The organism is Verrucomicrobiota bacterium (genome assembly GCA_019247695.1).
Lineage (GTDB): Bacteria > Verrucomicrobiota > Verrucomicrobiia > Chthoniobacterales > JAFAMB01 > JAFBAP01.
Genome location: JAFBAP010000132.1, coordinates 1 through 16,104, shown reverse-complemented (window position 1 = coordinate 16,104; position 16,104 = coordinate 1). Strand labels below are relative to the sequence as shown.

Genomic DNA, 16,104 nt, shown 5'->3' with positions numbered 1-16,104 from the left:
CCATGGAAGTCATCATTCGACCCGACCCGGAGCAGGCGGCGGACCTTGCCGCCCGGCTGATCGCCGCTCGCTTGCGCGCCAAACCCGACCTGGTCCTGGGGTTGGCTACCGGCCGCACGATGGAACGCGTCTATGACCGCCTCGTGGCCATGCGGGAGAAAGAAAAATTGGATTTCTCAGGCTGCCGCACTTTTAACCTCGACGAGTACATTGGTGTGCCCGCCGAAGACGAACGTTCTTACCGGTACTACATGAACCATCACCTCTTCCGACGGGTAAACGTTGACCTCGCCAACACCCACGTCCCGGACGGCATGGCGCCGGACCTGGGCGCGGAAGCCGTCCGCTACGAGCGGCAAATCCACGAAGCCGGCGGGATCGACCTGCAGCTGTTGGGCATCGGCGAAGCGGGCCACATCGGTTTCAACGAACCCCTGTCGGCGCTGAGGTCACGTACGCGGGAAAAAGCGCTTACGCCCGTTACGCGTCGCCAAAATGCCGCCATGTTCGGTGGCGATCCGGATAAGGTGCCCCCGCGCGCCTTGACGATGGGCGTGGGCACCATCCTCGAAGCGCGCGAGTTGCTGCTCCTGGCCACCGGGGCGGCCAAGGCGTCGATCCTCGCTAAAGCGGTGGAGGGGCCGATCACGGCCATGATCAGCGCCTCGGCCATCCAATTGCACGCCAATTGCAAAGTGGTCGTTGATGAGCAAGCCGGCCGGGAACTCCAAGGCCGCGAGTACTACGATTGGGTTTTTCAGAACGAACCCGAGTGGCGGGAGTTCTGCGCTTAGCCGGCCTGTTAGGCCCGGACCCGCCGACTGGACCGGCGGAGTGGTTGGGCGTCCCGCCGCAAAACCGGGTTGCGGTGCCCTTGCGAACGCTTTCCAGTCACGGATCAGAAAATAACAACCTGATGCGCGTATGGTTAAAACGATCCCCCTAGAGCCGATTGACAAAACCAAAGAGGATGTCAACCCCGCGCCGCAGGCCCGGACGTTGCCGGGTTGGCCCGCGTCGGTGCCCGTTGAAAGCCAACCGCTGGAGGATGAGCCGCCTCCCCCTCCGGTCAGCGGGCGAACGCTCGGCTTGTGGCTCGACGGTGAGGATTGCGCCATCTTGAGCAAGATGGTCGTCTCAGCCCGTGCACAAGGGCTTGAAGCCAGTGAGGCCCAGATTTTGCGGGCGCTCTTGCGCGTGGGCCTGCAGCACCCGGGCGCGTTCGACCAGGTGCGAGCATTGCTCAAACAAAACGAGCGCGAGGGGCAAGCGCCTCAAGCCGGGGACCGCCAGGAAAACCCCGTGAGGACGGCTCCTTCGGGATCAGGCGCGGCTTAGCCGAGCTGGAAGCCGGTATATCTCATCGCACCCTCGGCCCCGTTTGCCCCCGTAAGCCGGCCGCCTTTTTTACACCAATGTATACAGTTTCCTTGGTGGAATTTCGACCGGGTTTCAGCCCCGGAGACGCGGCAGAACTTAGCCCAGGGTTTACCCCGCTGCCATTTAGTTAAGGACGGCAGGCCAGGCGTGGCCTTCGTCCCGCAGAGACGGCTGAGGTTAGTCAGGTACTTTGGTGCCTGTGCCTGTGCTCGATTTCAGCCCCGAAGGGGCGGCAGAACTTAGCCCAGGGTTTACCCTGAGTAACCGTAAAATCGCGATCGAGCCCTGAAGGGGCGGCAGAACGCGTGGCTGCGGGTTCTGCCGCCCCTTCAGGGCTCGATCAGGGGGGGTGCGTTCCCATTGCGGAACCCTGGGCTAAGGTCTGCCGGTCCGCTGGGCCTAAGACGAAATTTTACCTCGATGGCTATCGAAAGGGCGTTAATTCCCCTGGTGCGGATGCCTCGCCACAGAGTCGTTCGGCTCGTTCATCACTTCACTCAGCCTCGCGTCGCTCGCGTCAACCAGGATCTCCGCAACCGCCTCAAGGCGACCGGCCTGCGCGATCAAGAACTCGCGTTCGCCGCCGCTTACGCTTGAAGCGGCGTTCCTGAGCCGGCGCTCAAGGTAGTTCGCCCCGAGGATGAGGTCGTGGACCTCCTCAGTGGTAAGAGTGAAGTGAATCAGCATAAGTGCTCGTCCGGAATGCCGCGTGCCGCCGAGCTTCGGCTCGTCCCGGCCCGGTATTCCATGATCCGTTTTGTATACAATATGGATGCCACCGCGCCGCGCAGTGTCAATCAACTTGTATGTGACAAGCGGCATTGTATACCGTTTGTTATCCGAACGGGTGATGCGCCCCGAGGGGCCGGCTTGGCGCCACGGAAAGGCCGATGAGTCGTTCACGGCCGGAACCGAGGGGAGGGGGGAAGGCTTGAGGGCTTGGTGAGCGTGTATGCGACGCCCCTGATCGTATACAAAAAACTTGACTCCTCCAGCCCGGTGGACAGACTCGGGGAACGGCGGTAAGCCCGGTCGCTCAAACGATGGAAGAGGCGCGCGCATGGCCATCCCAGTTCAGGACGAATGCCCCGCAGCACGCGGACAAGGTGCCGGTGGTGGTCATGAAGAAGATCCGCGACGCGATCCTCGACGAGGTTTTCAAGCCCGGAGAGCGTCTGCCCGAGGTCGAGCTCGCAGAGGCGTTCAAGGTAAGCCGGTCGCCTGTCCGGGAAGCGCTGCTGGCCCTGGAGAAAGAGGGTACCGTGGTCATGTCGCCCTACCGGGGCGCGATCGTTAAACCCCTCTCGCCTGAAGAGGCCTTGGACATCGCGGAACTCAGGTTGGCCCTCATCGCACTGGCGATTAAACCGGCATACCGTCACCTTTCTCCCGCGGACTTTGACCGCGCCTCGGAACTGGCCAAACGGATTCTGCGCACCCGGAGCGCCGGAGAATTTTTTGAAAGTAACCGTTGCTTTTGGGCCATCATTCTTGAAAAGGCACGCCGCCCGATTCTGGATGAGACGTTCCGTCAGCTGGACGACCGGGCGACGCGTTACATTCCGCTTTTGATCAAGTTGTTTCCGACCCCCGAGGTGCGGCCGCCGCAGCACCAGGTGCTGATCGAGCTTTGCCGTCAGGACAAAGTCGCCGAGGCGTTGCGCGCGTTCAGACGCATTTACCTGGAAGCCACTCACCAGGTCATTGTCCACCTGCAGGCGCGGCAGCTTGCCGACGCATCTTAGGGTGCCGTGCCGGTCTGTCGCTGTCAGGCCGGCGTCAGTTCGAGTGCCCGCCGGATCAGGGTCACCTGCGCCCGGGCCCTCTGACCCAGGCCGTAGCCGGCGGGCGTCTCGGTCGTGATCGTCCGCTCGCTGTGGTGCCGCGCCAGGTACAGCGCTTCAGTTACAGCCGGTAACGGCGTGAAGTTCAGGCCCAAGGCCAGGTTGGCGATGAGCTCGACCCCGCGCGCCCCCAACCGCCGGAGCGCATCCGTCGGCACGTCAGGGCCTGCCGCCCGCAGCAACTCCGCGCCGATCGGGGCAGCGCCCCGGCGCCGGAACTCGTAGAGGTAGACCCCGCGGGCATCGCAATCTTCGTGCAGGCACAACGCCAGGCGGAAGCGGTGGCCGGCCAGAAGGGCTTGATGGGCCCGGATCGGAGGCACGTCCTGCCGGTGGTAGCAGCGGTTGAGGTCGTGACCGGCGGCATCGGTCCGGCAATTGCGTTCCAAGCCGTGGGGGTTCAGGCAGGGGAAGAGGATTACCGGCAGCGTGCGCAGGCGGTTCCCTTCCAGCGCCGCCCACGTGTACAGGCCTTCAACCGCCCCGGCCTCGTCACCGTGGATGCCAGCCGATAGATACAGGCCGCCTTCGGGTCTGAACGCGGGTGAACGCCAACAGAACAGCTCGAAAGGGCCGGCGGTCGCGTACGCCTGCCCCGTCAGGCCGCGGGTTCGTGCCAGAGCTTCCCAGCGGCTGATCAGCAAACGGTACTCGTGGGTTGGCGGCCCTTTAGAATCGGAACTCATAGCCCGGCTTCGGGTTGTTGGATCTTGCTGCAGGTAGGGCAGGGTGTCATCTCTACGTTTCTAAAGCCTGACTGCGTTCAGCATCGATGGGCGCTTCTCTCGGGTGGGTGCTCGGGCCGGTGGTTAACCGGGCGCACGGCCTCACCTGGCTCCGGCGGCGCCGGCCGCGCCACCCGCCTTGATCTTTCCTAAGCGCGCTGCGCGTTCAGGTCAACGGTTCGGAGTTGTGCTACTGACTCATTGTGATCCGCACGGTTGTGTTCACCACCTTTGGCTCCCTGGGCGACCTTTTCCCGTTTCTGGCGGTTGGCGCGGCGTTGCAGGCGCGGGGCCACCGTGCCGTGATCGCCACGTCGGAGTCTTACCGGGCGGCCGTTGAAGCCCGTGGCCTGACGTTTCGACCCGTGCGACCCGACCTGATTCCGCTCGCGTTCCTGCCGGACGCGCAGGAACGGCTCTGGCATCCCCGGCACGGCCCCGAATTTCTTGTTCGCGTCCTGATGCTGCCTCACTTGCAAGCCGGCTACGAGGACTTACGGGCGGCGTGCACCGGGGCGGCCTTGCTGGTGGCCCATCCCCTGGCTTACGCGGTTCCCCTGGTAGCCGAAACCCTGGGCCTGCCCTGGCTGAGCGTCGCCTTGCAGCCCTTCGGCTTCCTGTCTACCTATGACCCGCCGGTGGTGGCAGGCATGCCGGCGCTCCGGCATTTACGCCGCCTGGGTCGGTGGCCCTACCGGCTGCTCTTTAGGCTGGTTTCTCACCGGACCCGCGCATGGGTGCAACCCATCGCAGACCTGCGCAACCGTCTCGGGCTCAGTCCCGCCCGGCAGAACCCCCTCACGGCCGGCGCCTTCTCCCCGTACGGCACCACGGCATGGTTTTCGCGCGCGTTTGCGGTCCCGCAGCCCGATTGGCCGTCGCGGACCACCCTCACCGGTTTCCCTTTCCTGCAGGATGACGCGCCGCTTGAGCCGGACCTGGCGCACTTTCTCGAAGCGGGCGAACCGCCCATCGTCTTTACCCTGGGCTCGGCGGCGGTAATGCAGGCGGGCAACTTCTACCGGGAGGCGCGCGCCGCGGCTGAACGGCTGGGCCGGCGGGCCGTCCTGCTGGTGGGCACCGACCCGCGCAACCGCGCTGGCTCGGCCTTGCCCGCATCGATCCACGCGGCGGCGTACGCCCCTTTTTCGAAGCTGTTTCCCCGGGCGGCCTGCATCGTGCACCACGGCGGCATCGGTACCAGTGCCCAAGTGCTTCGGGCGGGCCGGCCGGCATTGGTCATACCCTGGGCCTATGACCAGCCCGACAACGCCGAGCGGCTTCAGCGGTTAGGAGTCAGCCGTACCCTGAGCCGGCGAAATTGCCGCGCCGAGCGCTTATGCGCGGAGTTGGACGCGTTGCTGACGCGCCCGGAATACCCGCAACGGGCTCAGGCCCTCGCCGGCCGGGTACAGCGGGAAAACGGCGCCACCGCGGCGGCGGACTGCATCCTAAGGGCCGCCGGGTGAGTTTTCCCGGAGAACCGGAACGGACCCTGGCCTGCAGGACAAGGAAATCGACTTGCCGGGCTGAAACCCGGCGCTCAGGTCCGGGCGGTGATTGAACCTCTTCGAAACACCAGGAGTTTGGCGACTAACCTCTGACAGAGTTCGCCGCGCTGATTCAACGTATCGCTCTGAACCGTCACGATCCCCCGATCCGGCCTGGATGTTGAAGGGGAAATCTTGACGACCTTGCTTACCACGCGCAGCACGTCGCCCGGCCTTGTCGGCCGGGGCCAGGTGATTTCACCGCCTGCACCGATGAGCCCGCCGGCCATGGGGACGCTGCGAACAAGCAGCCTCATCGTGATTGCGGCGGTATGCCATCCGCTAGCGGCCAACCCTTCGAAGAAGGTCTCACGTGCGGCGTCCTCATCCAGATGAAAAGGTTGAGGGTCGAACTGCTGCGCGAACTCGCGGATTTGCGGTGCGTCGACCGTGTATTCCTCGCTGGTGAATTCGTCTCCCACCGCCAGATCATCCAGGAAAAGCTTCTCGGTCTTTGCTGCGGATTTCATATCGCGGAAAAAGGTTCGGCTCGGCTGATGGAGATGGATAGCCTGATCAACGGATCCGAAGGCCCGAATTGAAACGTTGTTGGCCGGCCGGTATCATCGACTTGCAATTTAAATAAACCCGAGCCTCGCCGGTCATGCCGATGGAGTCGAGGGGATTCGGCCAGCCCCGAACGGGCACTGGAACCTAGCTCAGGGGAATCCCCACTGCCATTTAGTTAAGGGCCGCTTTCGTCCCGAAAGGACGGCTGAGGTTAGCCAGGGACTGCAGTCCCTGGACGAGGCATTTAAGAGGGATCGCGTCCTGTAGGGACGCCTGAAACGCTGCCCCGGAGGGTGCCCATTCCCAAGCGGCCAGCCAAACCCGGCGCACGCCTGCAGGCGTCCCGATGGGACGCAACCCCGGGGGAACGCCCGCACAGCGCAGCCGCTAAAGTTGCTGCCTAACCTCAGCCGCCCCTCCGGGACCAAAGCAATCCCCGGCCTTGTATGCTTAACTAAATGGCGGTGGGGTTTACCCCGGAGCTTTATCCACCTTTTTGAGGGCAGCACGGGGAGAGCCGTTACCGTCTTACGGCCCGAAGGGCCAAGAGAACCTAGTCCTGGGTAACCGTCAAATCACGATCCAGCCCTGAAAGGGCGGCAGAAAGCGTGACTCCCAGGTTCTGCCGCCCTCCCTCGGGCCTAAAAGCGATCATCGGGGGGGCAGAGCGTCAATCAGCGCCGATGCCCTCCCCCTCGACCGGCATTATTCAGCTGCACAGCCCTTCACTATGATGATCCGTTGTTCACTATGATCCCTTGAAATCTCGTGCAGGAGACTATCGCACGGGTTAAGAAAATCAGCGCATGAGCAGCAGTTCCGTATTTCATTTCTCGCGTTTCATTCCGCGAACGCTGGCGATCGTGGCGACCTTCGTCGGAACGCCGGCTGCACAGGCGGCGCAAGCTGGCCTGAATCCCTGTCAGTTACGTGACTTATTGGTTAGTCATCCGTCAATGGCCGAGGTTCAGTCGGAAGACAGCGTTTCAGGAGCGGACGGCGCAGAAGAATTGGCTGACGCAGCCCAGCGGTTGTTGGGCGACGTGCACGAGACGCACTATCAACATAAGACGCACATTGATAGGGCCGCAGGTGCTTACGACCTGGACTGTTCAGGGTTCGTGGACTATCTCCTGAAGCAGGTCGCCCCCGAGAGATTCAGCCAAATCCCCGTTGAACCCGGGCACGTACGCCCGCGGGCTGCCGTGTACTTTCGATTCCTGAACCGGTTGCGCGAGCAGCCTGTGCCCGGGTGGCAAGCGGTTCATCAACTCGGCGATGCCCGGCGAGGTGACATCATCGCTTGGGCGCTTCAGGCGTCGACCCGGGAATCCGGGGACACCGGTCACGTTGTTATCGTGGCCGCCACGCCGGTTTTGAAATCCGGCGATTCTTATGGCGTGGAAGTTTACGACTCAAGCGGTATTCGTCATGACGACGATAGCCGAACGGGACGCACCGGTGGCGTAGGGAGCGGCGTTATCACATTCCGGATAAATCGAAGCGGCGAACCGATCGCCTTTCAGTTTAACTCTCGTGCAGATATTCACAGTGAAGCGATTGCGATAGGACGCTTGGTGCGCGAATAGGGACTCCAACTTCATTACCCCGGCGTCCCTGAACCGGGAAGTACCGCGACGGGTTCGCCGTCTCGGGCGGCAGACGTTTTGATCGCGTCCCAGAGGCGCGCAAAACGCAGCCCGGCTTCGGCGGTCGACAGGTTCTCCATCCTGCCTGCACGGATGGCGAGAAAACTCTTCATCGGATTGTGCGTGATTTCAAGCTCGTCACGAATCCCCGGATTTCCGGCCGTGGCAATCTCCCGCCAGACGCCCCAGGCGTCGACCCGTACGATCGCCCGGGTATAAAAGAAAGTTAGGAGCGAGGCGCAGCCGGGCGGCCCGTCGCCTGCGGCATTCAGGGTCAGAAGGGTGCCGGTGGTTAACCGGCCTGCGACTGCACACGCCACCTCGACGCTGCGGTCGCGGTTGTTCGTGAAGGCGGAAATTCGTTCACAATCTGCGTCCGCCAAAAGGCAGACGGTGTTAATCATGTGCGCGCCGGTATCGAACATGAAGCCGCCCCCCGAAAGGGCCGGTTGCTGCTTCCAGTGCCCCTCGTAGCGTGCGGACCAATTCTCCCAGATCGTAGCGGCCGCGCTCACCAGTTCGCCGAATTCACCGGCCCGGGCACGTTTGCGCGTATCGGCGACCAATGGCGACAGGGCGCCCTGAAAGGCGGTGACGACGACGGACCGGCTCTGGTCTCGGGCCGAAATCAACCGTTGGGCCTCCGCCACCGTGGTTACCATCGGCTTCTCGAGGAGCAGGTCCAGGCCGGACTCGACCACGCCGACGGCCTGCTCGGCGTGCAGCGCGTGCGGTGTAGACACGTAAACCGCGTCCAGATCGTGACGGCAGGCCGCGAGCATCAACCGGAAATCGTCGAATTCCCGCGGCTCCGGTCGTCCCCCGTGCCGGCAAATATCGATATACCGCCGCCGTGACGCGGCATTGACGTCGGCCACCGCTGTAAATGCGATCTCCGGCATCGAGACCCAGCGGCGCGCATACTCTGCCGCCATGTGTCCCGTGCCGATCACGCCAAGCCGCAAGCCCTCGTTTGTCGCCGCCATCATGAGGACGTTTACACCATTTTCGAAAACGTATACACCAGGCCTTTATGAACACGCGTACACAACACCGGCGAGCTCGGCCGTGGCCGCCTCGCCCGACGACAAGGAGGCTGCATGTCTAAAGGAAGAGTCCTGGCCGGCATGTGCCTGGCCTGGGCGGTTGCCATCGGCTCCGCCCAGGCTGCGACGATCCGTATCGCCGAGCATCGTCAGGCACGGATCGATGCGCTCAAGAAGGTCGTGCCGGACATAGAAAAAAAGTACAACGTCCACCTTGAAGTGGTCGAGTATCCCGCCCCGGAAAAAGATTATCTAACCAAGCTTCTGACCGAACTTCGCGCGGGCAATGCCCCCGACATCTTTACTCTACCCCACGGTCAGGATGTCGCCGACACCGTCGCGGCCGGCTATCTGGCTTCCATCACCGCGGAACTCAAGGCTTGGGAAGGCTATCCGCAGTTGGTTGATGCCGCCAAAGCTATGGCGACCGGCAAAGATGGTCAGGTGTACGTTCTGCCTGCCATGCTGAATGTCCAGCAGCTCTACTACCGTCGCGACATCCTGGAAAAGGCTGGCATTCCGACCGAGCAACCGAAGACGTGGGCCGAGCTTCTCGACCGCGCCAAGGAAATCAAAACGAAGACCGGCGCCTACGGCCTACTCTTCCCGGCGGGAGTGACGTGGGGCGGCGGTTCCTTCGTCGAAGGCTTCCGGCTTTTGATCGTTGGCACCGCGACGCCACAGATCGCCAATGATGACGGTACGCTCAATCTCACCGGTCAAGGAATAAAGGACGCCTTCGGCTTTTATGCGGATCTCATCAACAACGACCTGATGCCGGTCCAGCCGCTGCTGGAGCCGGAGCCGTGGGTAGTGCCGAAGTACGAGATGTTTCCGGCCGGCAAGCTGGTTATAACGACGAGCGGGTCATGGTGCTACATCTATGACTGGGGCCCGGAGAGCAAGAACCCGATCCCGAACGTTACGGAAGTCGTCGGCAGCTGGCAGGTTCCCGGCAAGCAAGGTGGGCAGTACGTGTTGGTCGACCTTGAGAGCCCATGGGCCGTTAACGCCAAGTCGGCCGATGCCGGGCTCGCCAAAAAGGTCCTGCTCGAGCTCGGTTCCGTTAAGGCCGATGTCGCGTACGCGCAGAATCTCGGAAATATCCCGGGCCGAACGGACGCGGCGGCTGACCCGGATTTCCAAAAGCTCAAGGCGCTGGTTCCGATTCTCGCCGCCCTGAAGAGCGGCACCGGAACCTTTCTGAAAACCGCCGAGGGTTTCTCGGCGGTGGCCGAAGGGGTGGCGCGCGCGACCGAGGCGCAACTCCGCAAGAAAGCCGATGCGGCCGGCGCTCAGAAGATCCTGGTCGACTACGTCAAAGAGGTGGTCGGCGACGAATCCGTCAAATAACTCTTCAATATTCTGTAACCGGAGACGACCGCTGCCCCGCGGTCGTCTCCGGTATCCCCGTGCGACGCGGCTTACCCGCGGATTTCTACCCTGACGGCAAGCCCAAACGATGACGTACCATCAACGCACCTCCTGGCAGCTTCAGCTCCTCCTTCTCCCCTGCATCCTCCTGCTCGGTGCTCTCGTCGTCTACCCGGCGTTTTACTCGATCTACCTGAGCCTGACGAATGCCTCGCTGGTTGGCGTGGCGGCAACCCATCCCCGTTTCGTCGGCACGCGCAACTACGTGCGCCTGTTTGCGGATGCCGGCTTCTGGAACTCGCTGGTTGTTACCTTTTGGTTTGTGCTGGGCTCCGCCGTGATCGGCCAGTTCGTCCTGGGGCTCGTTTCCGCCGTGCTCCTGCGCCGGCCGTTGCGCTTTGGAAGTCTGATCAACTCCATCATCCTGTTGCCGAACGCCGTGCCGGAAGTGGTCGCCGGCTTCATCTGGATCTCAATGCTGGCCGGCGGCGAACACGGGACGCTGAACCGGTTACTGGGCGGCTTGGGGATCGCGCCGGTGCAATGGCTGCAGGATTTTCCCCTGGCCATGATCATTGTGGTTAACACCTGGCGCGGCATCGCCGCGGCGATGATCCTGATGACGGCGGGTCTGAGCGCTGTGCCCAACGAAATTCGTGAAGCCGCCCGGATCGACGGTGCCTCCGATGGTCAGGTCTTCCGGTTCATCACCCTTCCGCTGATCATGCCGACGATCTTCCTTTACATGCTGGTCTCGACGGTCACAACCATCTCAATCTTCGGCTTCATCTACGCGCTTACCCGCGGGGGGCCCGGCAATGCCACCGAGATCATCGGCATCTACATCTACAACCAGTCTTTCACCGCCTTTCAGCTCGGGTTCGGTTCGGCGGTGGCGGTGGTCACGCTCGTCATTTCAATGGCGATCGGGTTGCTCTACGTGCGCGCCCTTAAAGTCCAGGTTTAAAGCCATGAGCAAAACGCAACCCGCTGTTCCAAGACCCCGGCGCGGCGACGCGGTCGCGTATGCAACCCTTTCGCTGATCTCCCTTTACTGCGCGATCCCGTTCATCTGGCTCGTTCTCGCCTCCTTTGACGCGAACGCATCACTGTTCCTAAGGTGGCCCGGCCCGTGGACCCTTAACAATTACATCGGCATTTTTGCGCGCGAGGGAGGCGTTCGATGGTTTTTCAACTCGTTCGTGGTCGTCGGGGCCGCTACCTTCATCGTCCTGGTCTTCTCCGGCTTTGGCGGCTACGCGTTGTCACGCACGCGCGCCTGGTGGAAACGGCCGTTCCTCTACACGATCATTTTAGTCCGCGTCGTGCCGCCGCCGGCCCTGGTCGTCCCGCTCTACAGCATCCTGCTCACCGCGAACAACGCGGTCGGGTCTCTTGTCCGCAGCCTTCTAGCTCCCGGACTCGTCCGCCCGGCCATGCTCGTGGTCGGCTTGATCGATGGGTATCTTGGCTTGATCCTGGTCTTTGCCGCCATGCAGTTGCCGCTCGCGCTCTGGATCATGAAAACCTACTTCGACACAATCCCGTACGACTATGAAGAGGCGGCGCTCGTTGACGGGGCAGGCCTGTTCCAACGGATTCGCCTTGTCATCGCGCCGCTCGCCCTCCCGGGTCTCGGTGCGGCAGGCATCTTTGCCTTCATTTCCGCATGGGGCGATTTCCTTATGCCGTTGATCTTCCTGTCTTCATCCGAGCTGCAGATGCTGCCGCTTGGCTTGTTCCGCGCTTTCCTGCGCATCCAGCAGATCGACTACGGCTTCTTGAGCGCACTCGCGATCCTCTACATGCTGCCGGCCGTGGTCGCGTTCGGGTTTGCCCGCCGCTATTTCGTCCAGACATTCTCCGGGGGCGTCAGGGCATGATTGCCGTCGCCTCAGGCGCGGCAGTCCACGATTTAGGTGCAGGCCGGTCCCCACTCGAGGTAATACCATTCAGATAGTTATCCCGGTAGAATGCCGGCTCAGGGGGTATCGGCGCCGGAGGATGCTCCGTAGCTGGGTGAGTCGGTCTTGGGCGCAACGGGCCGGGGGACCTTTATTTCGATGACCATCGAGGTAAAAATTTTTGTCTTAGGCCCAACGGGCCGGTAGACCATAGCCCAGGGTTTACCCTGGGTAACCGTAAAATCATGATCAAGCCCTGAAGGGGCGGCAGAAGGCGTGGCTCACGGGTTCTTTCGCCCCTTCAGCAAATCCAACCCGGCGGGGCGGGCGTTTGTTAGGGAGGGCGTACGGACGTGACGCCTTAGGAGGGCTCGATCGGGGAGGGGTGCGTTCCCAGGGTAAACCCCACTGCCATTTAGTTAAGGGCCGATGGATAGGCGACGCTTTCGTCCCGCAGGGACGGCTGATCTTAGCCAGGGACTTCAGTCCCTGGACGGGACATTTAAGAGGGCTCGCGTCCCGTCGGGACGCCTGAAACGCTGCCCCAGAGGATGCCGACTCCCGAAGGGCCAGCCAGACACGGCGCGACCCTCGGCGACGAACGCCCGAACGGCGCCCCACCGTTGACGCCCGCCCGGCCCGGCGCACGCCTTCAGGCGTCCCGAGGGAGTGCAACTCCTGGGGAACGCCCGCACAGGCACTAACGTACCTGCCTAACATCAGCCGTCCCTGCGGGACCAAAGCAGTACCCGGCCTTGTATCCTTAACTAAATGGCAGGGGGGTGAGACCCTGGGCTAAGGTCTCCCGGCCCGTTGGGCCTAGACCGTTTATACGGTCGAATAGGTTTAAAGCTGGCAGGGCACCTGGGACGGAAGACAACATTTTACCTTCATGGTCATCGAAATGGTATAAAGACCCGGTCAGGAGGAAAGGCTTCGGTTTTCAACGTGCTGAAGAACGCTTCGACCATCACATTTTCATAGGAGTTGCCCTGAGCGCGCATGCTCGGCTGGAGTCTGATAAGGCCCACCACCCGCTGGCTGAAACAGCGTATTGCCCGGCCTTCGCTGGGGTCGGGCGTTCCGCCTCCCGAGTCGGCGGTTGGTCGGGGCACGTCAATTCGTCCTGATGCCGTTTCCACAGTTATGCGCAAGCGCCGACCGAAGGCTTCGCCCAAGCCGTCCTCCGCCGCGGCGCTTGCGCATAACTTGGCCGCGACCCAGCCCGGGCTTGTGAACAACTCCGGGCCAGGCCAAAAGGTTGACGGCAGCGTTGCCTCCGGACCGGCACGGGCTACTGGTTCTCGCTTCACGAGAGCCTTCCGAAGATCACCGGCCGAGCCGGAGGCTTGGAGTCCTAAAGCCTGAGAGAACGACCTCCCGAGAGGATCCTGTGTCAGGTCGACTAAGGCCTGAAGCGAAGGTAAAAGTTGCGCACCCCGGCACCAAAACCCCCGAACAGAAAGTCGCGATGGTTACCCCCCTAAACGCCCTTCGCTCACTTCGCCGGCATCGACTGGGTCAAGCACAAGCATCCTGCCCTCCTCCTCACCGCCGCCGGCTGGCAATCCTGGCGGCAGCAAGCCGCCCGTTATGCGCCGTTAGCCGTGGCGAGCGAACGAGAGCCAAGGCCCCGTCATCGACCAACCGCTCCAAACGCCCGATTGCACCATCTACCCGCTCAACCCCAAAGCCGCGCCGCGCTATCGGGAGCGCAAAGCCCCCCGGCACCAAGAACGATCATTTGGACGCCTGGAGCTTTGCCGACGCGCTGCGGCTGGAGGGGGACCCGCTGGCGGCCGCTCGCGCGGCAGGACCCGCTCTCGCCTGGAGTCGGGGACAGGAGTAACGAGGTTTTTTGCGTTCTCCCTCGGTTCGCTCCTAAAGTCGCTCCCCTTTAGTCAACCGGCAGAACCCGGGCTGACTCAAGCCCCGCCGAACAACAGGGCCGTCACATCGACCTCGACGCCCGGCAACGCCTGCGGCGATACCTTGCCTTCCCTGACGATCGTCGTTTCATAACGGTCGCCTGCCAGCGTAAAGACCCGCAGGCACCGGTGGCGGACGTCAACCACCCAATATTCTGGGATCTTGGCCCGCCGGTAGAGGTCCGCTTTGTACCCCAGGTCGTGGCTGAGGGTGCTGTCGGCGACCTCGATGACCAGCAGCACGTCCGCGGCGCTGACGTGCTGGCGTCGACCGATCCCGGGCCGGTAAAGCACCAGGTCCGGCTCGGGCACGTCGTGGGGCCGGATCGGCAGGGACCGGCCCGGACCGACCTTAAAGCGCTCATCGAGTTGGCGCATGAAGGCCTCGTTGAGTTCCTCCAAAATCCAGTGGTGTTCGGGTCCGATCGGCGCCATGGGAATGATTTGGCCGTCCAGCAGCTCGACCCGCGCGTCCTCCTCGAGGATGCCGGCCTCCACCAACCGGTAATACTCCTCGATGGTAAACCGGCGCACGGCATCGAAGTGGACCGGGGGCGGTTGAGGAAGGGTAGTCATAGGGTAACCGGTCGCCCCTGCGGGCAGTACGGAATCATACCTGATCCCACTAGAGGGCGCACCCTCTAAACTCGAGGGCGCTTAGCCTCAGACGACCGCCGCTTTGCCCGGCGGCCGAAGCGGCTTTGTATGAGAGGAAAAAGGTCCGCTGCGGTGGCGAGTTCGAACCTCTGGGGCCGGGCGTTTGAGCCTCCCTTGGTCGGTGGGTGGCCGGGGCGGAAAATCCGGAACAACTTGTAACGTTACAAATTATTCTTGCCTGAAATATTCCTATAAGGAATACTTCCGGCCGAACAGATGGATGAGAACCCGGTAGCGTGGAAGCTCCGGTTTACGGCGAGGTTTAGGCAATGTTACGAGCGTTATCGGAAAAAACATGAGCGTACCCCCTGATGAAGAACTGTGAAGTCTGTTTGATAACGATAGGGGACAAAGATTCCCAACAGAATGACATCAAACTTTCAATCAAGTTTGCGAACCAATTGCCGAATTCCCTCCAGGAATTTTAAACGACCATGAACGCCGATGAATCCGACGGGCTTGAACTGAGCCCAAAGAGCTACTCCGACGTCGCAGAAATGATGCGCGACTTGGGAAGCACTGACCGGGAGGTAAAAAAGGTCAAAGCCGCGGTAAACCAATCGCGCATTGCTGCTCATCTCGCAAAATCGCGACTTCGAAAGGGATTGACGCAAAAGCAATTGGCGGACGCCTTAGGCGTAACACAAGGAACGATCTCAAAAATCGAATCGGGCAACGACGCTGACCTCACACTAAAACTGCTCGAGGATTATTGCAGGGTCACCGAGGAAAGAATGATTCTGACCATCGGAAAGAAAATGACCTTTGTTGAAGCCATCAAATACCACTTCTCTCAAATCCGGCGTTTGTTTAATGAGCTTGCAAGGCTCGCTCACAATCACGATGAACTTGAGCCGCACATTTCGAGCTTTTTCGGCGATGCATTCTTTAACCTCTTGCACCTCCTAAGTGACGCGCAGGAGTCCTTGCCGAAGCAATCAAAAGTTCGCGAGTGCGTCGAAATCCAGTTTCTCGACAAAAAGGCCAACGTGGCCGACGAAGCACAAGTACCAGCGGTATCACCCGATATGGTCTGCCGATGAAGGCAGCTTAAGGCCAGTTTTTAGTTTTTGATGGGAAAAGGATCCGCCGGCGCTGGCGCGAGTTCACCATCCTAGTTGGTCATTTCGCAAAGTTGTGGCCATTAATCCCATTCAGATCGCTATCTCGGTAGAATGCCGGCTCAGGGGGGCGTCGGCACCGGAGGATGCTCCGTAGCTGGTTGAATCGGTCTCAGGCCCAACCGGCTGGCGGACGGTTTGATGGCCTGAAGGGCCAAAGGAACCTAGCCGAGGGTTTACCCTGGGTAACCGTAAAATCTCGATCTAGCCCTGAAGGGGCGGTAGAACCCGTCGGCAACGCTTTCTGCCGACCCTTCAGGGCTGGGTCGGGGGGGGAAACGCCTTCCCAGGGTAATCCTCTTGTTGTTACCCACATCTGGGAGCTCGTTTTCAGAAGCGGCTGCCTTCCAACCAGTTACATTATGTATGTTCGGACGAACATTCCCTTGTAACATGCTGGGACGCAAGGGTTTGCA

General features: G+C 61.7%; 15 protein-coding genes. 9 read left to right on the top strand and 6 right to left on the bottom strand.

The genetic code is table 11. The annotated features are described in order from the left end of the window. The first annotated feature begins 2 nt into the window (after positions 1-2). Both nagB and JO015_15460 read left to right on the top strand, forming a co-directional pair. Positions 3-794: a glucosamine-6-phosphate deaminase gene (gene nagB / locus JO015_15465; protein ID MBW0000496.1), complete on the top strand. Its 792-nt coding sequence runs from the start codon at positions 3-5 to the stop codon at positions 792-794. 130 nt (positions 795-924) lie between these two features. Then, entirely contained in the window at positions 925-1,338 is a 414-nt protein-coding gene (locus tag JO015_15460; GenBank protein ID MBW0000495.1) for a hypothetical protein, read from the top strand. Between the two features lie 480 nt (positions 1,339-1,818). Here JO015_15460 and JO015_15455 read toward each other — a convergent pair whose 3' ends face one another. After that, positions 1,819-2,202, bottom strand: coding sequence for a hypothetical protein (locus tag JO015_15455; protein ID MBW0000494.1), 384 nt, complete (start codon positions 2,200-2,202; stop codon positions 1,819-1,821). Between the two features lie 221 nt (positions 2,203-2,423). On the opposite strand from JO015_15455, the gene JO015_15450 reads away from it, so the two are divergent. After that, positions 2,424-3,125: a GntR family transcriptional regulator gene (locus JO015_15450; protein MBW0000493.1), complete on the top strand. Its 702-nt coding sequence runs from the start codon at positions 2,424-2,426 to the stop codon at positions 3,123-3,125. 23 nt (positions 3,126-3,148) lie between these two features. Here JO015_15450 and JO015_15445 read toward each other — a convergent pair whose 3' ends face one another. Then, positions 3,149-3,910 carry a succinylglutamate desuccinylase/aspartoacylase family protein gene (locus tag JO015_15445; protein ID MBW0000492.1) on the bottom strand — a complete coding sequence of 254 codons (762 nt, stop codon included), beginning with the start codon at positions 3,908-3,910 and terminating at the stop codon, positions 3,149-3,151. A gap of 242 nt (positions 3,911-4,152) precedes the next feature. Here JO015_15445 and JO015_15440 point away from each other — a divergent pair, with 242 nt between their 5' ends. Then, on the top strand, positions 4,153-5,418 hold the full coding sequence (locus JO015_15440) for a glycosyltransferase family 1 protein (GenBank protein MBW0000491.1): 1,266 nt from the start codon (positions 4,153-4,155) through the stop codon (positions 5,416-5,418). A gap of 74 nt (positions 5,419-5,492) precedes the next feature. Here JO015_15440 and JO015_15435 read toward each other — a convergent pair whose 3' ends face one another. Continuing rightward, the gene (locus tag JO015_15435; protein MBW0000490.1) at positions 5,493-5,969 is read right to left on the bottom strand and encodes a MaoC family dehydratase; all 477 of its coding nucleotides are present in this window, start codon (positions 5,967-5,969) and stop codon (positions 5,493-5,495) included. 846 nt (positions 5,970-6,815) lie between these two features. On the opposite strand from JO015_15435, the gene JO015_15430 reads away from it, so the two are divergent. Further along, on the top strand, positions 6,816-7,598 hold the full coding sequence (locus JO015_15430; GenBank protein MBW0000489.1) for a hypothetical protein: 783 nt from the start codon (positions 6,816-6,818) through the stop codon (positions 7,596-7,598). Positions 7,599-7,612: 14 nt separating this feature from the next. Here JO015_15430 and JO015_15425 read toward each other — a convergent pair whose 3' ends face one another. Continuing rightward, entirely contained in the window at positions 7,613-8,644 is a 1,032-nt protein-coding gene (locus tag JO015_15425) for a Gfo/Idh/MocA family oxidoreductase (protein MBW0000488.1), read from the bottom strand. A gap of 141 nt (positions 8,645-8,785) precedes the next feature. Here JO015_15425 and JO015_15420 point away from each other — a divergent pair, with 141 nt between their 5' ends. The 3 genes from JO015_15420 (at position 8,786) to JO015_15410 (ending at position 11,961) form a co-directional block, all read left to right on the top strand. Next, positions 8,786-10,057 (top strand): extracellular solute-binding protein, encoded by a 1,272-nt coding sequence (locus tag JO015_15420; protein MBW0000487.1) that lies wholly within the window; start codon positions 8,786-8,788, stop codon positions 10,055-10,057. Positions 10,058-10,166: 109 nt separating this feature from the next. Next, positions 10,167-11,045: a sugar ABC transporter permease gene (locus JO015_15415; protein ID MBW0000486.1), complete on the top strand. Its 879-nt coding sequence runs from the start codon at positions 10,167-10,169 to the stop codon at positions 11,043-11,045. Between the two features lie 4 nt (positions 11,046-11,049). Next, on the top strand, positions 11,050-11,961 hold the full coding sequence (locus tag JO015_15410) for a carbohydrate ABC transporter permease (protein ID MBW0000485.1): 912 nt from the start codon (positions 11,050-11,052) through the stop codon (positions 11,959-11,961). A gap of 917 nt (positions 11,962-12,878) precedes the next feature. Here the strand turns inward: JO015_15410 and JO015_15405 are convergent. Both JO015_15405 and JO015_15400 read right to left on the bottom strand, forming a co-directional pair. Continuing rightward, positions 12,879-13,097 carry a hypothetical protein gene (locus JO015_15405; GenBank protein MBW0000484.1) on the bottom strand — a complete coding sequence of 73 codons (219 nt, stop codon included), beginning with the start codon at positions 13,095-13,097 and terminating at the stop codon, positions 12,879-12,881. 810 nt (positions 13,098-13,907) lie between these two features. Next, positions 13,908-14,486 carry a Uma2 family endonuclease gene (locus tag JO015_15400; protein MBW0000483.1) on the bottom strand — a complete coding sequence of 193 codons (579 nt, stop codon included), beginning with the start codon at positions 14,484-14,486 and terminating at the stop codon, positions 13,908-13,910. A 515-nt stretch (positions 14,487-15,001) separates the two neighbouring features. Between JO015_15400 and JO015_15395 the strand changes: the two genes are divergently transcribed. After that, positions 15,002-15,610 (top strand): helix-turn-helix transcriptional regulator, encoded by a 609-nt coding sequence (locus JO015_15395; GenBank protein MBW0000482.1) that lies wholly within the window; start codon positions 15,002-15,004, stop codon positions 15,608-15,610. Positions 15,611-16,104: the final 494 nt, after the last annotated feature.